This is a genomic window from Thermogemmatispora carboxidivorans (assembly GCF_000702505.1).
In the GTDB taxonomy this organism is placed as follows: domain Bacteria; phylum Chloroflexota; class Ktedonobacteria; order Ktedonobacterales; family Ktedonobacteraceae; genus Thermogemmatispora; species Thermogemmatispora carboxidivorans.
In genome coordinates this window covers 3,330,201-3,348,023 of sequence record NZ_JNIM01000001.1, presented here as the reverse complement: position 1 = coordinate 3,348,023, position 17,823 = coordinate 3,330,201, and the positions used below count along the sequence as shown (strand labels likewise).

Annotated in this window: 16 protein-coding genes; 12 read left to right on the top strand and 4 right to left on the bottom strand. The window is 63.0% G+C overall.

Translation table 11 applies throughout. From position 1 onward, the window contains the following. Positions 1–2: 2 nt before the first annotated feature. Positions 3–731 (top strand): response regulator transcription factor, encoded by a 729-nt coding sequence (locus N688_RS13125; RefSeq protein WP_202901918.1) that lies wholly within the window; start codon positions 3–5, stop codon positions 729–731. After that, complete coding sequence (locus N688_RS13120) at positions 728–2,428, top strand: sensor histidine kinase (protein WP_052889699.1); 1,701 nt, start codon at positions 728–730, stop codon at positions 2,426–2,428. Before N688_RS13125 ends, N688_RS13120 begins: the two co-directional genes overlap by 4 nt. Positions 2,429–2,487: 59 nt before the next feature. Here the strand turns inward: N688_RS13120 and N688_RS23590 are convergent, their stop codons facing one another. Next, entirely contained in the window at positions 2,488–2,676 is a 189-nt protein-coding gene (locus N688_RS23590; protein WP_238321085.1) for a hypothetical protein, read from the bottom strand. A gap of 11 nt (positions 2,677–2,687) precedes the next feature. On the opposite strand from N688_RS23590, the gene N688_RS13115 reads away from it, so the two are divergent. Then, complete coding sequence (locus N688_RS13115) at positions 2,688–2,891, top strand: hypothetical protein (protein ID WP_052889698.1); 204 nt, start codon at positions 2,688–2,690, stop codon at positions 2,889–2,891. A gap of 195 nt (positions 2,892–3,086) precedes the next feature. Then, complete coding sequence (locus tag N688_RS13110; RefSeq protein WP_156025413.1) at positions 3,087–3,446, top strand: hypothetical protein; 360 nt, start codon at positions 3,087–3,089, stop codon at positions 3,444–3,446. Positions 3,447–3,716: 270 nt separating this feature from the next. Here the strand turns inward: N688_RS13110 and N688_RS13105 are convergent, their stop codons facing one another. Both N688_RS13105 and N688_RS13100 read right to left on the bottom strand, forming a co-directional pair. Then, positions 3,717–4,676 carry a cobalamin-binding protein gene (locus N688_RS13105; protein WP_052889696.1) on the bottom strand — a complete coding sequence of 320 codons (960 nt, stop codon included), beginning with the start codon at positions 4,674–4,676 and terminating at the stop codon, positions 3,717–3,719. A gap of 203 nt (positions 4,677–4,879) precedes the next feature. Continuing rightward, entirely contained in the window at positions 4,880–5,947 is a 1,068-nt protein-coding gene (locus N688_RS13100; protein ID WP_052889695.1) for a diacylglycerol/lipid kinase family protein, read from the bottom strand. Positions 5,948–6,278: 331 nt separating this feature from the next. Between N688_RS13100 and ptsP the strand changes: the two genes are divergently transcribed. The 8 genes from ptsP to deoC all read left to right on the top strand — a co-directional run bounded on the left by ptsP (position 6,279) and on the right by deoC (position 17,030). Continuing rightward, the gene (gene ptsP, locus N688_RS13095) at positions 6,279–8,138 is read left to right on the top strand and encodes a phosphoenolpyruvate--protein phosphotransferase (RefSeq protein WP_052889694.1); all 1,860 of its coding nucleotides are present in this window, start codon (positions 6,279–6,281) and stop codon (positions 8,136–8,138) included. A 265-nt stretch (positions 8,139–8,403) separates the two neighbouring features. Beyond that, a complete protein-coding gene (locus N688_RS13090; RefSeq protein WP_052889693.1) occupies positions 8,404–8,784 on the top strand; it encodes a cupin domain-containing protein in 381 nt (126 codons plus the stop codon). A 23-nt stretch (positions 8,785–8,807) separates the two neighbouring features. After that, positions 8,808–9,848: a zinc-dependent dehydrogenase gene (locus N688_RS13085; RefSeq protein WP_052889692.1), complete on the top strand. Its 1,041-nt coding sequence runs from the start codon at positions 8,808–8,810 to the stop codon at positions 9,846–9,848. A gap of 206 nt (positions 9,849–10,054) precedes the next feature. Beyond that, the gene (locus N688_RS13080) at positions 10,055–11,920 is read left to right on the top strand and encodes a transketolase (protein WP_052889691.1); all 1,866 of its coding nucleotides are present in this window, start codon (positions 10,055–10,057) and stop codon (positions 11,918–11,920) included. Positions 11,921–12,279: 359 nt separating this feature from the next. Then, entirely contained in the window at positions 12,280–13,134 is an 855-nt protein-coding gene (locus N688_RS13075; protein ID WP_052889690.1) for an RNase H family protein, read from the top strand. 88 nt (positions 13,135–13,222) lie between these two features. Next, on the top strand, positions 13,223–13,930 hold the full coding sequence (locus N688_RS13070; protein ID WP_052889689.1) for a DUF169 domain-containing protein: 708 nt from the start codon (positions 13,223–13,225) through the stop codon (positions 13,928–13,930). Between the two features lie 145 nt (positions 13,931–14,075). Beyond that, positions 14,076–15,797, top strand: coding sequence for a CocE/NonD family hydrolase (locus N688_RS13065; protein WP_052889688.1), 1,722 nt, complete (start codon positions 14,076–14,078; stop codon positions 15,795–15,797). Between the two features lie 225 nt (positions 15,798–16,022). Further along, a complete protein-coding gene (gene deoC, locus N688_RS13060) occupies positions 16,023–17,030 on the top strand; it encodes a deoxyribose-phosphate aldolase (protein ID WP_202901917.1) in 1,008 nt (335 codons plus the stop codon). A gap of 87 nt (positions 17,031–17,117) precedes the next feature. On the opposite strand, the gene N688_RS13055 is transcribed toward deoC, so the two are convergent. After that, positions 17,118–17,759, bottom strand: a complete 642-nt coding sequence (locus N688_RS13055) for a class F sortase (protein WP_162179557.1) — start codon at positions 17,757–17,759, stop codon at positions 17,118–17,120. Positions 17,760–17,823 lie beyond the last annotated feature (64 nt).

Sequence of the window (17,823 nt, the reverse complement as noted above, 5' to 3'; positions counted from 1 at the left end):
GAATGGCCATGAAGAAGCTCTTGCTTGTTGAGGATGCGCAGGATCTGGCGCAGCTCATTATTCGCGAACTGAAAGCGGACGGCTACGAGGTCCTCTATGCTCCCGATGGCGTCGAAGCGTTGCGCCTGCATGAGAAGCAGCGCCCTGCGCTCGTCATTCTGGACTGGATGCTTCCGCGCATGGATGGTCTGGAGGTGCTGCGCCGCCTGCGTCAGCAAGCGCCCACTCCCGTGCTCATGTTAACGGCACGGAGTGAGGAGACCGATCGCGTGGTGGGTCTGGAGCTGGGGGCCGATGATTACCTGACCAAGCCTTTTAGCATGCGTGAGCTGTTAGCGCGGGTGCATGCGCTGCTGCGCCGTGCGGAGCTGATTCAGCAGATGCTGCAGCAGGATCTGGCGCGGGCCGAGCGACCCCTTATCGATGGGCCGCTCTGCCTCGACGCCCAGGCCCATTTAGTGACCCTGGACGGCCAGCCGCTCGATCTCAGTCCGACTGAGTTTGAACTCCTGCATCTCTTCCTGCGCAGTCCTGGACGAGCCTTCAGCCGCGCTTATCTCCTTGATACGGTCTGGGGTGAGAGCTATGTCGGTGGCGATCGCTCGGTGGATAATACTGTCTTGCGCCTGCGCAAGAAGCTGGGAGCGCTGGGGGAAGCCATCGAAACGGTCTGGGGCGTAGGCTATCGCTGGCGTGTGCATAGCCCCTCAAGAACAGGAGGAGGGCAATGAAAGAAAGATGGACCAACCTCTTCTGGTTGAGGGCCAGGCGCAGACGCGCTCTGCTCGAAGCTGTCCTGTTTGCGTTGCTGCTGATCAGCTTGATCCATCTGACGTCTGCTACGGAGACGGGACGTGAGTTTAGCCTGCTGCTCTTGACGCCTTTCGGGCTGGGCTATTTTGCCCTGCGCGCCGAGCTTGGACCCCCACCCTGGTGGCGGCGCTGGGCGCGCGATTTGGCCTGGGGGCTGCTGCTTCTCTTGTTGCTCTCTGGAGTGCCCTTTCTCCTGCTGAGTCTGGGGTATCGGCTGGGAGCCAGGTTCTTCTTTCCCAGACTGGCCGCGTTCCCTGTGGTCTTGTTGGGAGCGGGGCTGGTCACTCTGGTTGGTTATATTATCTGGCGTGGCTTCGTGTGCCTGCTCTTTCTGTGGAGCCGCCTGCGGCGCAAACAACTCTTGTGGGCCTTAACCCATGCTCATGCCATGATGGTCCTGCTAGCAGCGGGACTGGTCATTCTCCTCTTCGATCTGTTGGTCCTCTCCAACGTGAAAGATCTGGCCCTGCTCATCTCGGTCACGATGATGCTCGGGCTGATGTCGCTCATCGCCTTACTGGCGGTGATCCCCCCGACAACTTTCTTTTCCTACCTGGTGGTCCGGCGGACCACGGCCCGTCTGCGTGCGCTGGAGGAGGCCGCTCATGCCTTGCGCCAGGGCCATTATGAGGTGCGCGTGCCTGTCGAGGGTGAGGATGAGGTAGCTCAGCTGCAGGCCGACTTTAACGCGATGGCCATTGATCTGGAGCGGGCCTTGCGCGAGCTGAAGCAAGAGCGCGATACGGTGGCTGGACTGCTCAAGACCCAGCGCGAGCTAGTGGCTGCCGTCTCCCATGAGCTGCGCACACCCGTTGCTACCGTGCGGGGCTATCTGGAGGCAGCGCTGCGACGCCTGGACCGCGGCGAGCTGCCGGAATCGCTGCCACGGGATCTGGAGGTGATGGAGGCTGAAGTGCTGCGCCTGCAACGGCTGGTGGAGGACCTCTTTGCCCTGGCCTGTGCCGAGGTTGGGCGTCTGACCTTGCGCTGCGTGCCGACCGATGTGGGAGAGCTGGTACGCCGCCTGGTAGAGGCACGGGCGCCGCTGGCCTGGCAGAGCGGACGAGTGGAGGTGGTGGCGGAGACTCCGCCAGCGGGGCCGCTGGCTCTGGTTGATCCCGAGCGTCTCGCTCAGGCCCTGCAGAATCTGCTGCACAATGGCATTCGCCATACCCCACCCGGGGGGATTGTGGCCGTGGCAGTTTCCCGGGAAGAGCATGAGGTGGTAATTCAGGTACGCGATACGGGTGAGGGTATCCCCCCCGAAGAGTTGCCACGGATCTGGGAGCGCTTTTATCAGGCTTCCAGCAAGCTGCGCCGCGATGGCAGTGGCAGTGGCCTGGGGCTGGCCCTGGTGAAGGAGTGGATAGAGGCGATGCAGGGGAGAGTGACAGCCACCAGTGTGCTCTCAGAGGGCAGTTGCTTTACCCTCTATCTTCCTGCCGTCCCTAGCGATTCCGACCTCATCTCCCAGCAGAGGCCCGCAACCTCGCACGGACCAGAACCGTCCCAGCCTCGTCAGGAGTGGGCACAGCTCAGCAAGGTGGATGAGCGTGAGGACCAGCTTATTCTTCAAGGGCGGCAGGAGCAGCAGGAACGCCTGCTTTTCTTGTAGCCTGCTTTGCAGCATAGCGCCTCGTTGTGGAAATAAAGTGTGCGTTTGCCGTGTTTTTCTTAATAGATGGAGTGAATGCACTGAAACCGACGCCGGTAATGGTGCGTGTGGCTAGATGAGAGGAAGTAGCTCGTGCCCGGCTCGCCGAAGCGCGAGGGGGAGAGGAAGAAGAGAAGAGGGTCTGAGGAAAGGGAGGCTGCGAGCGGCGAGCGAGTGGGACTGGCCGGCTGCGAGTGCACAGTCCTCATGGAGGTACCTCATGCCCGAGCGTGTCCTGACCATTGCCGACCTCTGTGCGGCCATTGCTGAAGGCCGAATCCCTGCCACTGTGAAAGGGTCCACCTATCATGTCAATGCTTTGGAGCTGCGTCGCTATCTGAACCGCTTGCGCCCGCTTCCTTTTATTTCGGTCAGGCGTTCGCTTCACTGCTCTCCCGAGTCTGGTCGGCGCCGCACTCCGTAGCGTGAGCTGAAAGAGGCAGGCCGTTGGCCGTCAACGGACCTTCTCGCTGGCAGCCAGGCGGGGAAGCGAGCTGTCGGCAGAGTTGCTTTCACGCTCAAGAAGCACTATAATAAGGGCCGGTGAACCAAACGAGATGAGACCTCAGCCCGAGGTTGCCCATGTTGGCGCCGCTGGTTCACCAGGAACTGAGCTGAGATGAAATCATCCGCTGCGGGTGCAAGTCGATGGCGTGGGCCGGAGAAGGTGCCGGCCCTGGTGGCGCGGCCTGCGCTCGCTGCCGTAGAAAGGCGTTTCATGGAGCCACTGGAGTCTGATTATACACCGCTACCGAGCCGGCGCCGGCGGGCTGCCGATCCAGCGCGGCGCTACAATTGGCTCTTGCTCTTCCCCGTCGTGGGAATCTGCGTCGTCTTGCTCTTTGCCGCTGCCGGCCTCCTTCAGTTCAGCCTGGCCCCCATCATTGACGGTCTGATGGGGTTCTTGATTCTCCTGTTCGCCCTCTTTGTCGTCGTGATCTTCTGGGCCGCCGCGCCCAGGCAGGGCGAGCAGTCATAGCAAGCGCCAGCCGACTGGCGCTCTGGCTCTTGCTCCTGCCCCCGGTGTGCTTGCCAGTGGCAGGCAGTAAGAGAGCAACAAAGGGCCGCCTCTTGTGCTTGCCGCCTGCCCGCGCTGCTCTGGGCGGGGTGGCTCATGCTGACCATCCTGGTCAGGATGTTGCCCAGCACGGGAAGGCCGTAGTGTTGAGACAATGGGCAAGCCTTGAAGGACGGCCCTGGATTGTATGCATCGCTCCCCTGTGGGCGCTTCTGTACGGCGCTTAATGGCTTAATGCAAAGGCTGCCAGCCCTCTGCCGGCAGCGCTCTCCCCGCACGCTCTCCCCACAGCGCTCGGGCAATCAGTTCTGCCGACTCGACCAGGCGTGGCCCGGAGCGGTTCAGATACTGGTTCCCATCGATGAGGTAAACGCGCCCCTCGCGCACAGCGCGCAGCTCCGGCCAGAAGGGATGCTGTTGGAGCAGGACAGCGTCTTGCCGCGTGCGCTCCAGATCGAAGCCACAGGGCGAGAGGATCAGCACCTCTGGATCGACCTGGCGCAGCTCGTCCCAGCTAATCCAGGGGGCGTGTTGCCCGCTGGCGCTCAAGACAGGCTCGCCGCCGGCATAGACGATCAGCTCGGGGGTCCAGTTGCCGGCTCCCATCAAGGGATCAAGCCATTCCAGAACGGCCACGCGGGGGGCCTGTCCTCGCCCGGCGCTCAGGCGAGCGCAGCGCTGGCCCAGCTCCTCCAGGCGTTGCTGGTAGCCGGCGATCAGGGCCTCAGCCTCAGCTGCCCGCCCAAGGGCTGCCCCAACGCGCCGCAGGTCCTCCCAGACATCGCTGAGACGATAAGGGGCCAGAGAGACAATGCGGGGCTGCAAGCCGGTCAGCTGGCGAATCGCCTCGCTGACATCGCGCTCGCTGACAGCGCAGACCTCGCACTGGGTCTGGGTCAAGATGACATCGGGTCGCAGCTCCTGAAGGCGGGCGACGTCGATCTGATAAATGCTCAGCGCCTGGAGGGCCGCCTCGTCTCCGGTCTGGCGCCTGCCAGCAAGCTGGCGAACCTGGGCATCGATGCCGGCGCTGCTGGTGCTGATATCGATTACCGGACGGCTCAGAACTGGCAAGCGTTGGACTTCGGGCGGATAGTCACACTCGTGCGAGCGCCCCACCAGTTGCCCGGTGCATCCAAGGGCGGCCACCATCTCTGTGGCGCTGGCAAGCAAGGAAACGATGCGCATCATTGCTCACTCCCTTCTTCTGCCGGTGGCCTCCTCTCTGCTCCTGAGCGGGTCAGGGCAGGATAGCAGTCCTACTCGTGGACAGAAGGAGCCGAAGCCACCGGGCACAGCCAAGAGAACAGGTCAGTGCTCTCATCTGATCAGCTGTGGCTGAGCCTCCGTCGTTCGGTCTATGGCCTGGCTCTTCTTATGGTATCACAGGGCATTTACTGGCCAGCCTCGGTGGTCTGAGCTTGCCAACCTGCTGGCACCAGGACGCGCAGAGGCTCGGGAGCAATACGCACAGTAATGGGAGTCTTCCCTTTGACCTCGCCATCCAGCGTCACCTCGCAGGGACCCGCGGGAGTGCTGATCGTGACACTGGAAGCCCGCCAATGATGCAAGCCCGGTAAGGTTGTCAACTCGGCAGGGTGGCGAGTTGTCCCTGCGCTTGCTTCGCTCTGCGTGCTCTCGCTGCCCGCGAAGAGCTGGCCAATGGTCGCCGCGATTTCCTTCCAGTCCGGTCCTTGTACCACGACAATATCGAGCAGGTGATCAGTCACGCTGGCCCCTGGAATGCTGAGCTGCAGCGGACCACCAAAGACAGGGGCATTGATCGCTGCGACCTGCAGCACCTGATAGCGCAGCTCGTCCTCCGGCTGCCCGGCGGTAGCAGGCCCAGCAGGTCCGGCAAGCCCCTCAAACTCCAGAACGACTTCTAGCGGCTCGTGCGTGCGCAGAGCTTCCAGCGCCGCCACCGGGTAGGTCATGGCGCCGAAACGCTCGCGCATCTCGCTGCTGGTCGCAAGACGCGCGAATTCAACATTCAGCCCAATCGTAAGGGTATGACAAAAGTAGTCGCCCCCAGCCTCCTCGTCGCTGGCGCCGGAGGCTGAAGAGGAGGCTGCTGGTGGAAGGGCCATGCCGACGTCGACCGCCGCCTCCTGGCCAGCCACGATTACTTCGACAGCACCGGCCAGATCCTGGGGAATGGCCAACGAACGGGCGGTGTCGTTGGCCGTGCCCAGCGGCAGGATGGCCAGCACCGGCCCTGCTTTGATAACGTGCCTGATCATTCCTCCGACCAGGCCGTCGCCTCCTGCCGCAATCGCCAGGTCGATGCCCTGGGCCTGCCAGGTGGCCCCCTGCGGGGGGAGCTCGTTCAGACTCGTAATCGGTTCAACGTTCACCGGCTCGATGCCAGCCTCTTGCAACAGCTTGAGAGCTTCTTCAAGCTGCGGGGCCCGGCCAGAATGGGGACTGTGGATCACGATGGCATGGCGTTTGCCCGGCATTGGTTCCTCCCACTCTCGTATGAAGTCGCCTTCTGGTGGCTTCGCAGAGGAGTATATACCGTTGCTGAGCATCCTGTAAACAGGCATAAGTCTGCCTGGCGCCTTCGGGCCGGACCCAGTAAGGCCGGCCTGAGCAGGAGCCAGCTCTCTCCTCGGCCTGCTGGAAAGGCTGGAGAGCGGTCGCTCTTGCAGCCCCATCATTTTTGCCGGATAATAAGAACATCATTTCAGTTTGGCACCGATGCCCACGCGCAGCGCCAGGCGCGCCCATCGCTACCCGCCGCAGGGTTGGCACCATCCGCGGCTGCGATTCTCAGGAGGTTGAGTCACTGTGTCTGAGCATGAACAGACATTCCAGGCGCCCACCCCTTCCTCGTCTTCGGTCCCGCTTCCGCTTCGCCTCGTCCCGCTCTCGCCCGGCCTGGCTGTCGGACCGATCTGGCTCTACCACTCTCCGGCCCTGCAACAGCCATCCCATCCTCAGCCAGCGGCTGCAGGCAAGGGCCAGGAGCTGACGCCGGACCAGGTCGCCGAAGAGCAGCGGCGCCTGCGCGCGGCGGTTGAGCAGGCGGTGGCCGAGCTGCAGGCTTTGACCGCCCAGGTTGCGCGCACGGTGGGCAAGGAAGAGGCCGCTATTTTTGAGGCTCATCAGCTGATTCTGCAGGACCCTGAAATCCTGGATGCCGCTCTTGAGCGCATCAGCCAGCAAGGCCTTCCCGCTGAGCAGGCCCTACACGAGGTGGCCGAGGAGAATGCCCAGGTCCTGGCCGCGCTCGACGATGAGCTACTGGCGGCGCGCGCCAGCGATGTGCGCGACGCCACCGGAAGGGTCCTGCGCCTGCTTTCGGGAACCCCTACGGCTTCCCTGCTTCCCCAGCCCGCAAGTGTGCGGGAACCGGTGATCCTTGTCGCTGACGATCTGACACCTTCCGATACTGCTACCCTTGATCCGAAGCTTGTAGCCGGCATTTGTACAGTGTTCGGTGGCCCGACAACTCACGCCGCTATTATTGCCCGCTCTCTGGAGATTCCCGCCGTCAGCGGACTTGCCCCTGACCTTTTTGCTCAACTGGCGCCCGGCCAGCGTATTGCCCTGGACGGCGGGCGCGGCCTGCTCTATCTTCACCTGGCACCCGAGCAGGAGCGTGAACTACAGCAAAGGGTCCAGCAGCAACAGCAGGAACGAGCAGAGCGGCAGCAGCAACGTGAACGCTGGCGCGGACGTCCAGGCGCGACCGCTGATGGCGTCCCAGTTGCCATCTTTGCCAACGTCGGCGATGAGGAGGGGGCAAAGCAGGCTGCCGCTTTGGGGGCCGAAGGGATCGGCTTGCTGCGCACTGAATTTCTCTTTGGTGGTCGGGAGCAATTCCCCGACGAAGAGGAGCAGGAGACGGCCTATCGACGTCTCTTCCACGCCTTCGCCGCCGGGCAACCAGCGGGCAAGACCATCATTGCCCGCACGCTCGACGCGGGGGCTGACAAGCCCTTTCCAGCCCTGGAGGCTCTCATTGGATCGCTGCAGGAAGCCAATCCGGCCCTTGGTCTGCGCGGGGCGCGTATCCATCTCTGCCATGAAGAGCTGCTCCGCCAGCAGCTGCGGGCTTTGCTGCGCGCCGCTCAGGCTACGAGCATTGCGCTGCAGATAATGTTTCCCATGATTGCCACCCTGGAAGAGGTGCGGCGCCTGCGTGCCATCACCGACGAAGTGCTCGCCGAGCTGGAAGGGCAGGGGCTGCGGCTCGCGCCGAGGCCGGCGGTCGGCATCATGGTCGAGACGCCCGCTGCCGCCTTGATGGCCGATGTCCTGGCGCGCGCAGTCGATTTCTTTAGCATCGGCACTAATGACCTCTATCAATACGTCATGGCAGTCGATCGCACCAATGGGCGCGTGGCCTCGCTCTTTGGACGCCTGGAGCCAGCGGTCTGGCGAGCCATTGCCCAGGTGGCGCGAGCCGGCCAGCAACATGGGCGCCTGGTAGCCGTCTGTGGCGAGCTGGCGGGTGATCCTCTGATCGGTTCCTTGTTGGTCGGCCTCGGTGTCCGCGAGCTGAGTATGAACCCACCAGCTCTACTGGCCGTCAAGGAGCGGCTCGCGCGTCAGCCCCTGACCTATTGGCAAGAGCAGGCCCAGCGCCTGCTACAGGCTGAGACCGCCGCCGAGCTGCAGCATATGCTAGAATCTATAGCGTAAGCCGGGCAGGGCAGGCGGCAGCGACAGCGGCAGGCGAGCGAACAGGCTGGGAGGCAGAGCCTCATGCCCGGCGGTGAGGGTGGTGAGGCCAGACCCGAGCCGGTCGAAACAGTTCATCTGTTCTCTGCCTCTGTCTGTCTGCCTGCTGGTCTCTCTGGCTGAGGGCTGGCTCCCATTGGGGACGAGCCGTGAAGCTGTGCTAGGAGGACCGCGAGCTGCTGGTCAGATGAAGAGCTGTTAAGCTGTGCAAGAGGAGTAGATTTGCATGGGTGTGATCCATCGTCTCCAGTCTCAGAAGCAGGGAGAGCTACGCTGGGAAGGCGTACCGGTGCGGGCCTATGGGCCGGAGAATAGCCGGGCCAAGGATGCAACGCGCCAGATCCTGATCGGCAACGACGAAGGGGCGCAGAACTTCCATCTGCGCTATTTTGCTGTGCAGCCGGGCGGGCACACCTCGCTGGACCAGCACGCCCATGATCACGGCGTCTATGTGCTGCATGGGCGTGCCCGCCTGCGCCTGGGTGACGAAGAGCACGAGGTGCGCGCAGGCGATGCCATCTATATTCCGGGCAACGAGATTCATCAATTCTTTGCCCTGGGCGACGAAGCCTTCGGCTTCCTGTGCGTCGTCCCGGCCAAAAGATGAGCGGGCGGGGGCGAACGAGCAGTATGCGTGCCGTTGAATATCACAGCAACCAGGATGTCAGGGTCGTGGAGCTGCCGCAGCCAGCCATCGGCCCTGGTGAGCTGTTGGTGCGGCTGGTGGCCTGTGGCATCTGCGCCAGCGATGTCATGGAGTGGTATATGCGCCCGCGAGCCCCGCTCTATCCTGGTCACGAGCCGGTGGGCGTCGTCGAAGCCGTTGGGGAGGGTGTGGAGCAGTTCAAGGTAGGTGACCGTGTCTTTGTTCACCATCATGTGCCCTGCATGGTCTGCCACTATTGCCAGCGGGGAGCCTTCTCGCAATGCCCGACCTTTCGCGCCACTCGCCTTGATCCTGGGGGCCTGGCCGAATACATGCGGGTACCCGCTCCCAACGTTGAGCGCGACGTTCTGCCGTTGCCCGCCTCGCTCTCCTTCGAGGCAGCCACCTTGATCGAGCCGCTGGCTTGCTGTATTCGCGGTATCGAGCGGGCCATGATGCGGGCTGGCGATCGTGTCCTCATTCTAGGGGCGGGCAGCAATGGCATCATGCTTGCCCAGCTGGCGCGCCTGCGCGGGGCGGTACGTGTAATGGTTGTGGACCCGATTGCCTACCGACGCCAGCGGGCACTAGAGGCAGGGGCCGATCTGGCCTTTGATCCAGAGGGGGAGCCGCTGCTGCCACGTGTGCTCGCCGCCAACGAGGGGCGCAAGCCCGATGTGGTCATTGTGACGCCGTCGAAGGTCCAGGCCATGCGTCAGGGGTTGGAGCTCGTGGGACCGGGCGGCACGGTGCTGCTCTTTGCGCCGCCGCCGCCGGAGGAGCAGCTCCCTGTCACGCCAAACGAGCTGTTCTTCCGCGAAATTACCCTGCGTACCAGTTACTCCGCCGGCCCCTATGAGACACGCCAGGCCCTTGACTTGCTGGCCACTGGCCGCGTCCGTGCCGAGAGCGTGATCACTCATCGTTTCCCCTTGCAGGAGGCGGCGCAGGCTTTCCGTCTGGTGGCCCAACCAGGCGAGGCGCTCAAGGTCGTGATCCTGGCTGCTGGGCCTGGCGGCGGCTGATCAAGCCGACTCCCCATCTCACTCACTCACTCACTCACTCACTCGCTCAGAGAGCATGGAGCAAGGTGGTGCAAGGAAGCACTTTGGCAGCGTGAGCGAACGAGCATCAGCTTGCCCGAGGGGGGCAGTTGTCCTACAATAGAACCGTCTTCGTCGAGTAGCAAGAGAACGACACACACACATTAGGAAGGCAAGAGGATTGGCTGATGACAACAACTCAGGCTCAAACTCAGGTTGAGCAATGGACCAACCTTGCTCAGCAGTTGCGTGTAGATAGTATTCGCTGTACGACCGCGGCAGGCTCGGGACATCCGACCTCCTCGCTCTCTGCCGCCGATTTGATGGCAGTTCTGCTGGTCAGCTATCTGCGCTACGACTTTGACAATCCGCACCATCCGAACAACGACCACCTGATCTTCTCCAAAGGTCATGCGGCGCCGCTGCTCTATGCCATGTACAAGGCTGCCGGCGCCGTTGCTGACGAGGAGTTGCTGACCCTGCGCAAGCGTGGTAGCCGATTAGAGGGGCATCCGACGCCGGTCCTGCCCTGGGTGGAGGTGGCGACCGGCTCCCTTGGCCAGGGTCTGCCGATCGGTGTCGGGATTGCGCTGGCCGGCAAGTATCTGGATAAGCTGCCGTATCGCGTCTGGGTGCTGCTGGGAGATAGCGAGATGGCCGAAGGCTCGGTCTGGGAGGCCATCGAGCATGCTGCTCACTATAAACTGGATAATCTGATCGGCATTCTCGACTGCAATCGCCTGGGCCAGCGCGGCGAAACGATGCTGGGCTGGAATACCGCAGCCTATGCTGAGCGAGCCGAGGCTTTCGGCTGGCGGGCGCTGGTCATCGATGGGCATAACTACGAGGAGATCGATCGCGCCTATGCCCAGGCCATGAAGGCGGAAGGGACTCCAACCCTGATCATCGCTCGCACGGTCAAGGGCAAAGGGGTCTCGTTCCTGGAGAATGCCGAGGGCTGGCATGGCAAGGCCCTCAGCAAGGAGCAGGAAGAGAAGGCCCTGGCCGAGCTGCCTCATGTGCGCAGCCAGATCTTTACGGTCCAGAAGCCCGAGAATCTGCAACCGGCTGCCGCAAGCGAGCGCAAGCCTCTGGAACTGCCGCGCTATGCCAGTGGCCAGGAAGTGCCGACGCGCAGGGCCTATGGCGATGTACTCAAGGCTTTGGGCGCGGCCTATCCCGAGGTGGTGGCCCTCGATGGCGAAGTCAGCAACTCAACCTACGCTGAGGAGTTCGCCAAGGCCTACCCCGAGCGCTACTTTGAGCAGTACATCGCAGAGCAGCAGATGATCGCGACAGCCATCGCCATGAGCGTCCGCCAGCGCATTCCCTTCGCCTCGACCTTCGCGGCCTTCCTGACGCGCGCCTACGACTTTATCCGTATGGGCGCCATTTCGCGCGCCAATATCCGTCTGTGTGGCTCGCATGCCGGGGTCTCGATTGGCGAGGATGGACCGTCTCAGATGGGCCTGGAGGACCTGGCTATGATGCGAGCCATCTTCGGCAGCACGGTGCTCTATCCTTGCGATGCTAACCAGACAGCCAGGCTGGTGGCCCAAATGGCGGAGCACGGAGGGATCGTCTATCTGCGCACAACGCGCGAGAAGACGCCGGTGATCTATAGCCCCGATGAGGAGTTCCCCATCGGCGGAAGTAAGGTACTGCGCAGCTCGGAGAACGACCAGGCCACGATCGTGGCGGCTGGCATCACGGTCCACGAGGCCCTCAAAGCCTATGAGTACCTGAAGTCGGAGGGCATTCTGGTGCGGGTAATCGATGCCTATTCGGTCAAGCCGATCGATGAGGAGACGCTTTTCCAGGCTGCCGATGAGACGAAGCAGTGCATTGTGACGGTTGAAGATCATTGGCCGGAGGGTGGTCTGGGCGAGGCAGTGCTGGAGGCCTTTACGCAGCGCGCCGGGCCTCTGCCGCGTGTAGTCAAGCTGGCTGTCCAGGAGATGCCCGGCTCGGCCAAGCCTATGGAGCAGCTAGAAGAAGCCGGCATCGATGCCCACCATATTGCTCAAGCGGTCAAGGCTCTGATTCATCACTAGCTCTCTCTGCCAGGGGCATGCCCGTTCTGCTGCTCGCGCGAGTACTGGCGGCAGCTGGACGGGCATGCCGGAATGGCGCTCGCTGCTTTGAGCCAGGCCCTGGCTCGCTCCCTGCCTCAAGGCACTGCTGCTGGATCTGCTAAAGACCCGGTCGTGATGCTCCTCAGACAAGCTGTTCCCTTGTTCTCTACAGAGACAGCTTGCTTGACGGCAGGCCCCTTGGGACCGTATCATGGGACCGTACTGTTTGCCATCGCCGGATGGCAGCCGTTGCCCCATTCCTCTCTCGGTGCTGACGCCCGTGGGTGAGGTGAGATGAGAGGGCGCGGCCATGATTAACAGGTTGAATGGTGCAGTGAGTGAGTCAGGAGACAGAATCGCTGGAGTGGCGTTCAGTCAAAGAGGCCCTGGCCGGTTTTTCAGCTGAGGAAGTGCGCTCGGCCCTCAGAAGAAAGCCGGTGGTCGTCGCCTATACCGATGGAGCCTGTATCAAGAATCCGGGAGGTCCCGCTGGTTGGAGCGCTATTCTGGTGCCGGTCGAGCGGCTCGATCTGCCGCTGACCGAGCTCCCTGCCGAGCGCATCGAGGCCCACGGACACATTCCTCCCTCGGCCACAACGACGAATAACCGGGCCGAAATTACAGCCTTGCTGGCAGCGCTGAGCCTGGCCCCGCCGGATCGCCCGCTCAAGATCTGGAGCGACAGCCAGTACACGATCAAGGTGGCGACGGGAGACTACAAGGCGCGCATGAACCCCGACCTCTGGCAGTTGTTCCGTTGGCTGGTCAATCACCGTACGGCCCCTTTGTCCTTTGGCTGGGTGCGCGGTCATGCCGGGCAGGCTCTCAATGAGCGGGCCGATGAGCTGGCCGGGCTGGGCGCCTGGCAGGATGATCGTGCTGCTTACGAGCAGTGGCTGCGCTCGCAGCAGCCGGAAGCACGTTCTGGCGTCAGGTTCGGGGGTGATCAGCGCAGGAGTGGGCGCGAAATGGCGGACGAGGTGAGCCCCTCGGCTTCTGAGCTGGTCCTCATGCGCGACCAGGTTCGGGAGTTGCTGTCGTTGCTGGAGAGCGGACGCATCGCGCTCAAAGAGAACGAGCGCCAGTTTTTGTATAACATGGCCCAGCGCCTGCGCTATCCGGACTTTGCTCCGACGGCGGGCCAAAGGAATTGGCTCAAAGGTCTCTCTGCTCGCGCCCGCCGCATGCTTTGAGGGGAAGCTGATGGGGACCGCTCACTGACCGCTGAGCGGCTGAGGCGTTTCTGCTTCTGGCCTTTGTTTCTGGGAAGGATGGTTTTGTGTGATCGATCGGAATTTAGTAGAGCGCTTTACGGCCTTGTTAGGGCTGGTCAGGCCCCCGGTGGGGTTGGCCTTTGTCGAGGAGGTGCCGTCGGGGATTGAGCATACAACTACGGGTGTTCCCTCAGCCTGCACCTTCTGGCGTCTGGCCGAGCAGGGCGTCTTCTATGCAACCGCTGATGATCATCAACAGTGCCCTATCGGGATGATCACAATGGGCTTCCTCTCACCCGCCGCCCTCGACGAGCGGGCGCGCGTGCTCGTGCAGACAATGGCCAACGTCGGCTACTTCTCTCCCGAGGAGCTGCGCGGTCTGCCGGTTGTGGAGAAGGAGCACACAGCTATTATCTATGGGCGTCTCGATCGCTTCCCTGTTGAGCCAGATATCGTGCTGGCGCTCTTGAATGCCCAGCAGACCATGCTGGTCGCCGAGGCCCAAGGCGCGGTCAATTGGCTGGAAGGGGGCCAGCTCGCCTTTGGGCGCCCAACCTGTGGGATCATTCCCCGCACGCTGCGCACGGGCCAGCCTTCGCTCAGCTTCGGCTGTGTGGGGGCGCGCACCTATGTGGGCATGGAGCCGTCGCAGATGGTGCTGGCCCTGCCAGGGAGCCACTTCGCCCAGCTGGTTGCGCGCCTGGAGGGAAGCGTCACGGCCAATGAGGCCCTGGCACCCTTCCACGCTCAGCAGAAGGCGAGCTTCCCCGCCTGAGCGACGGGGACAGAGGAAGAAGAAAGCACGCCTGCTCTTCTTCTCTCGCTGGCGCTTCGCAAGCTTGCCTGCCGCTGCGGAGCGCCAGCGGCTATAGCTGCTGATATTGGACCACAGCACTGCAGGCGAGAAAGGACACGCAGCGATGCCCCTCTCGGTGTCGAATCAGGCCCGCGTGCTCTTCAACCGTCGCGTTCCGCTGCGCGACGGGGTCACGCTCTCCGCCGATGTCTATCTGCCGATCCAGGGCCGGGGTCCCTGGCCGGCGATCCTCCTGCGCACGCCCTACCTGAAAGCCCAGGGGCCAGTAGCTCAGCGGGCTTTGGCCTTTGTGCGCTATGGCTATGCCTTTGTGGCGATGGACGTGCGGGGACGCGGCGACTCTGACGGCGAGTTCATCCCCTATCGCCATGAGGGATCTGACGGCTACGATGCCATCGAATGGTGTGCCGCTCAAGACTGGTGCGATGGTAATGTGGGCACCCTGGGCGCCTCCTATGCGGGCCGCATTCAGTGGCTCGCCGCTCTGGAGCAGCCGCCTCACCTCAAGGCGATGGTGGTGCTGGTCGCGCCCTCCGACCCCTTTGTCGAAATACCGACCGGCCTCCCCAGTCCTATGCATCTCTGCTGGGAGCACTATGTCAGCGGGCGCGTCAATCAGCCAATGGAGCTGGTCGACTGGGAGCTGGTCTACTGGCATCTCCCCCTGCTGACAATGGATGAGCGCGCCGGACGCTTCAATGCCAACTGGCGCGAGCAGATCGCCCATGCCGCGCTTGATGACTACTGGTTGCCTCTCTGCTACCAGCGCCGCTTTGAAGAGCTGGCCGTGCCGGTGCTGCATATCTCCGGTTGGTACGATGACGAGCAGATTGGCACCCCTCTCAATTACATCGGGATGACCACGCGCGCCGCCACGCCTGCTGCCCGGGCCAATCAGCGCCTGCTCATGGGTCCCTGGGGGCACCAGGTGAATACGAGCCGCAAGCTAGGAGAGATCGACTTTGGTCCCCAGGCCCTGATCGACCTCGATGCCGAAGAACGACGCTGGTTCGATCGCTTCCTCAAGGGGCGACGTCAGGAGCCGCCACCGGCACCGGTGCGCCTTTTCATCATGGGAGCCAACTACTGGCGCGATGAGCAGGAGTGGCCCCTGGCGCGTACGCGCTGGACGCGCTTCTACCTGCACAGTGGTGGGGCTGCTAACAGCCGTTTTGGCGACGGACACCTCTCTACTGAGCCTCCCGAGGCTGATGAGCCGTATGATAGCTACCGCTACGATCCTGCGCGGCCTGTGCCTTTCATCACTGAGCCAACCTCGACCCAGATCGGCGGCCCCGACGATTACGCCGCCATCCAGCGCCGTGATGACGTGCTGGTCTACGTCAGCGAGCCGCTCCAGGAGGATCTTGAAGTCACGGGACCCGTGCGCCTTGAGCTATATGCTTCCTCGTCAGCACCCGATACCGACTTTGTGGCCATGCTTCTCGATGTCTGGCCGAACGGCTTTCGTCAGCGCCTCTGCGACGGCATGGTCCGCGTTCGCTTCCGCGAAGGCATGGAGCGTCCCACGCTGATCGAGCCTGGCCGTATCTATCGCTATGAGATCGATTGCTGGAACACGGCTCAACTCTTTAAGGCCGGCCATCGCATTGGCCTCCAGCTCTGCTCTAGCGCCTTCCCCAAGTACGACCGCAATCTGAATACCGGGGCAGCACTGGGCCTGACCAGCGAGATGGCGCTGGCCGAACAGCGCATCTATCACGATCATGTTCATCCTTCGGCCCTGGTCCTGCCGATCATCCCCTCGGCTGCTTCTCCCGCGCCTTTGTTCGGGTCCGAGGGGTTGCGGCAGACGAGCAAATGAGCAGCACCTTGACAAAGGCTGGCTCGTGCAAGATGATAGAAGGCAAGGAAGCGAAGGGAGCTAAAGCGAAGCGGGCCTTCGACTAAGGGGGGCAACCGTCGGCGCTGGCGACTCCTGTGAGGCTATGCCTGGAGCAGCGCTGGCCGACAAGCGGCGCCCGCCAATGTTATGGGGGGAAGAGTAGTGACTACCATTAAAAGAGAGCCAGAGGCGCAAGAGCAAAGCGTGAGCGCACGTCCAGAGCAGCAGCCAGCGCCCACTCAAGAAGAGCAAGGCCAGCCACGGGATACACGCAATCCTGGTGTGCCGCTTGATCTGGGCTGGCTGCGCGAAGTGCGCATCAATCGCAGCGCCGTCGAGCGCCGGGCGGCCACCTTGCCGACGCGCCGCACCGTCAAGCGCGAATGGCAGGCTGCCTGGTTGCTGCGAGCCATCACCTGTCTGGACCTGACCACCCTGGCTGGGGACGATACGCCCGGCACGGTGTGCCGACTATGTGCCAAAGCGCGCCATCCTGTGCGCAGCGAGCTGCTGGAGGCGCTTGGAATCCCCGAGGAGCGCATCCAGGTAGCGGCAGTCTGCGTCTATCACAACCTGGTCCCGGTGGCTGTGGCGGCCCTGCGCGGTACCCATATTCCTGTGGCCGCCGTTTCCACAGGCTTCCCCGCCGGCCAGATCGCCCTGGAGCAGAAGCTGGCAGAAATCGCGGCTTCGGTGCGTGCCGGCGCTCGTGAGATCGACGTGGTCATCTCGCGTGCCCACGTCCTGACTGGCAACTGGCAGGCTCTCTACGACGAAGTGCGAGCCTTTCGCATGGCCTGCGGCGAAGCCCATATGAAGACCATCCTGGCCACGCACGAGCTGGCCACGCTGCGCAACGTTGGCATGGCCAGTCTGGTCTGCATGATGGCCGGGGCCGATTTCATTAAGACCTCTACCGGCAAGGAGGCGGTCAATGCAACTCTGCCAGTGGGCCTGGTCATGACGCGCGCCATTCGCGACTACTACGAGCGCACAGGCTATCGGGTTGGTCTTAAGCCTGCTGGCGGCATTCGCAGCGCCAAGACGGCCCTCGACTGGCTGATCCTCATGAAAGAAGAGCTAGGCAATGAGTGGCTCAGCAGTCGCCTCTTCCGCATTGGTGCCAGTGGGCTGCTCTCCGACATCGAGCGCCAGCTCTCCTACTTCGTCACAGGCCACTACGCTGCTGCTCACTATAATCCCCTGGTCTAGTGATCCAGGCTCAGCTCAGCACCGTTACCGAACCCCACTAGCTGGCTCGCCGGCCTGACGCGGGCGAGACGCCTGCCTGTCCGGCATTCAGGCGATCAATGTCGTATAGACGACGAGGCGGAGCTGTGTCTGATGCTCGCTGGCGATCCAGTCTCCAGCGCAGGTGATCAGATTGAGGTAGTGGCCACTGGTATCGGCAAAAATCTGCTGCAATGGGGCCTGCCTCGGAGGATAGTAGGCCAGCGCGCGCACCCGGAAAGACCACCAGTGTCCCTGGCTATCGAGCACCTGAACGAGGGCGCCCGGCTGCAACTCACGGAGGCGCCAAAAGACAGCTGGTGCTCCCCCAGGACGATCGAGATGGCCATCGATAACCGCGCTGCCACGCTCGCCGGGGCGCGGGCCGAGCCGATACCAGCCCACATCGTCCCAGGGTCGGCGCGCTGGTACCTCTAGCTCGCCGCTGGCCGTTACTCCGACCGTCTCGATGGTAGCATCCACGCCGATGATCGGAATGCGCAGATGTGTCGGCAGCCCCGGCGGTCCGGCCAGCGAGCGCGGCGAGTGATCGGGCAGGCCAGCCTCTCCGACCAGCAGCGGCTGGCCATCGCGGACTTGCCTTTCGACGGGAGCCGCCCCGGGCGAGCCACAGCTGTTCAGCAAGAGCAAGATGGCCAACAGCGAGCAGGCCCACAGCAGCGGCTTCAACCCCGGCATAATCCAGCCCAAGAGCATACTCCTCGGTTGCCGACGCCGAGCGCGATCTGGGATCTGTGACCGCGTCTCTCGCCTC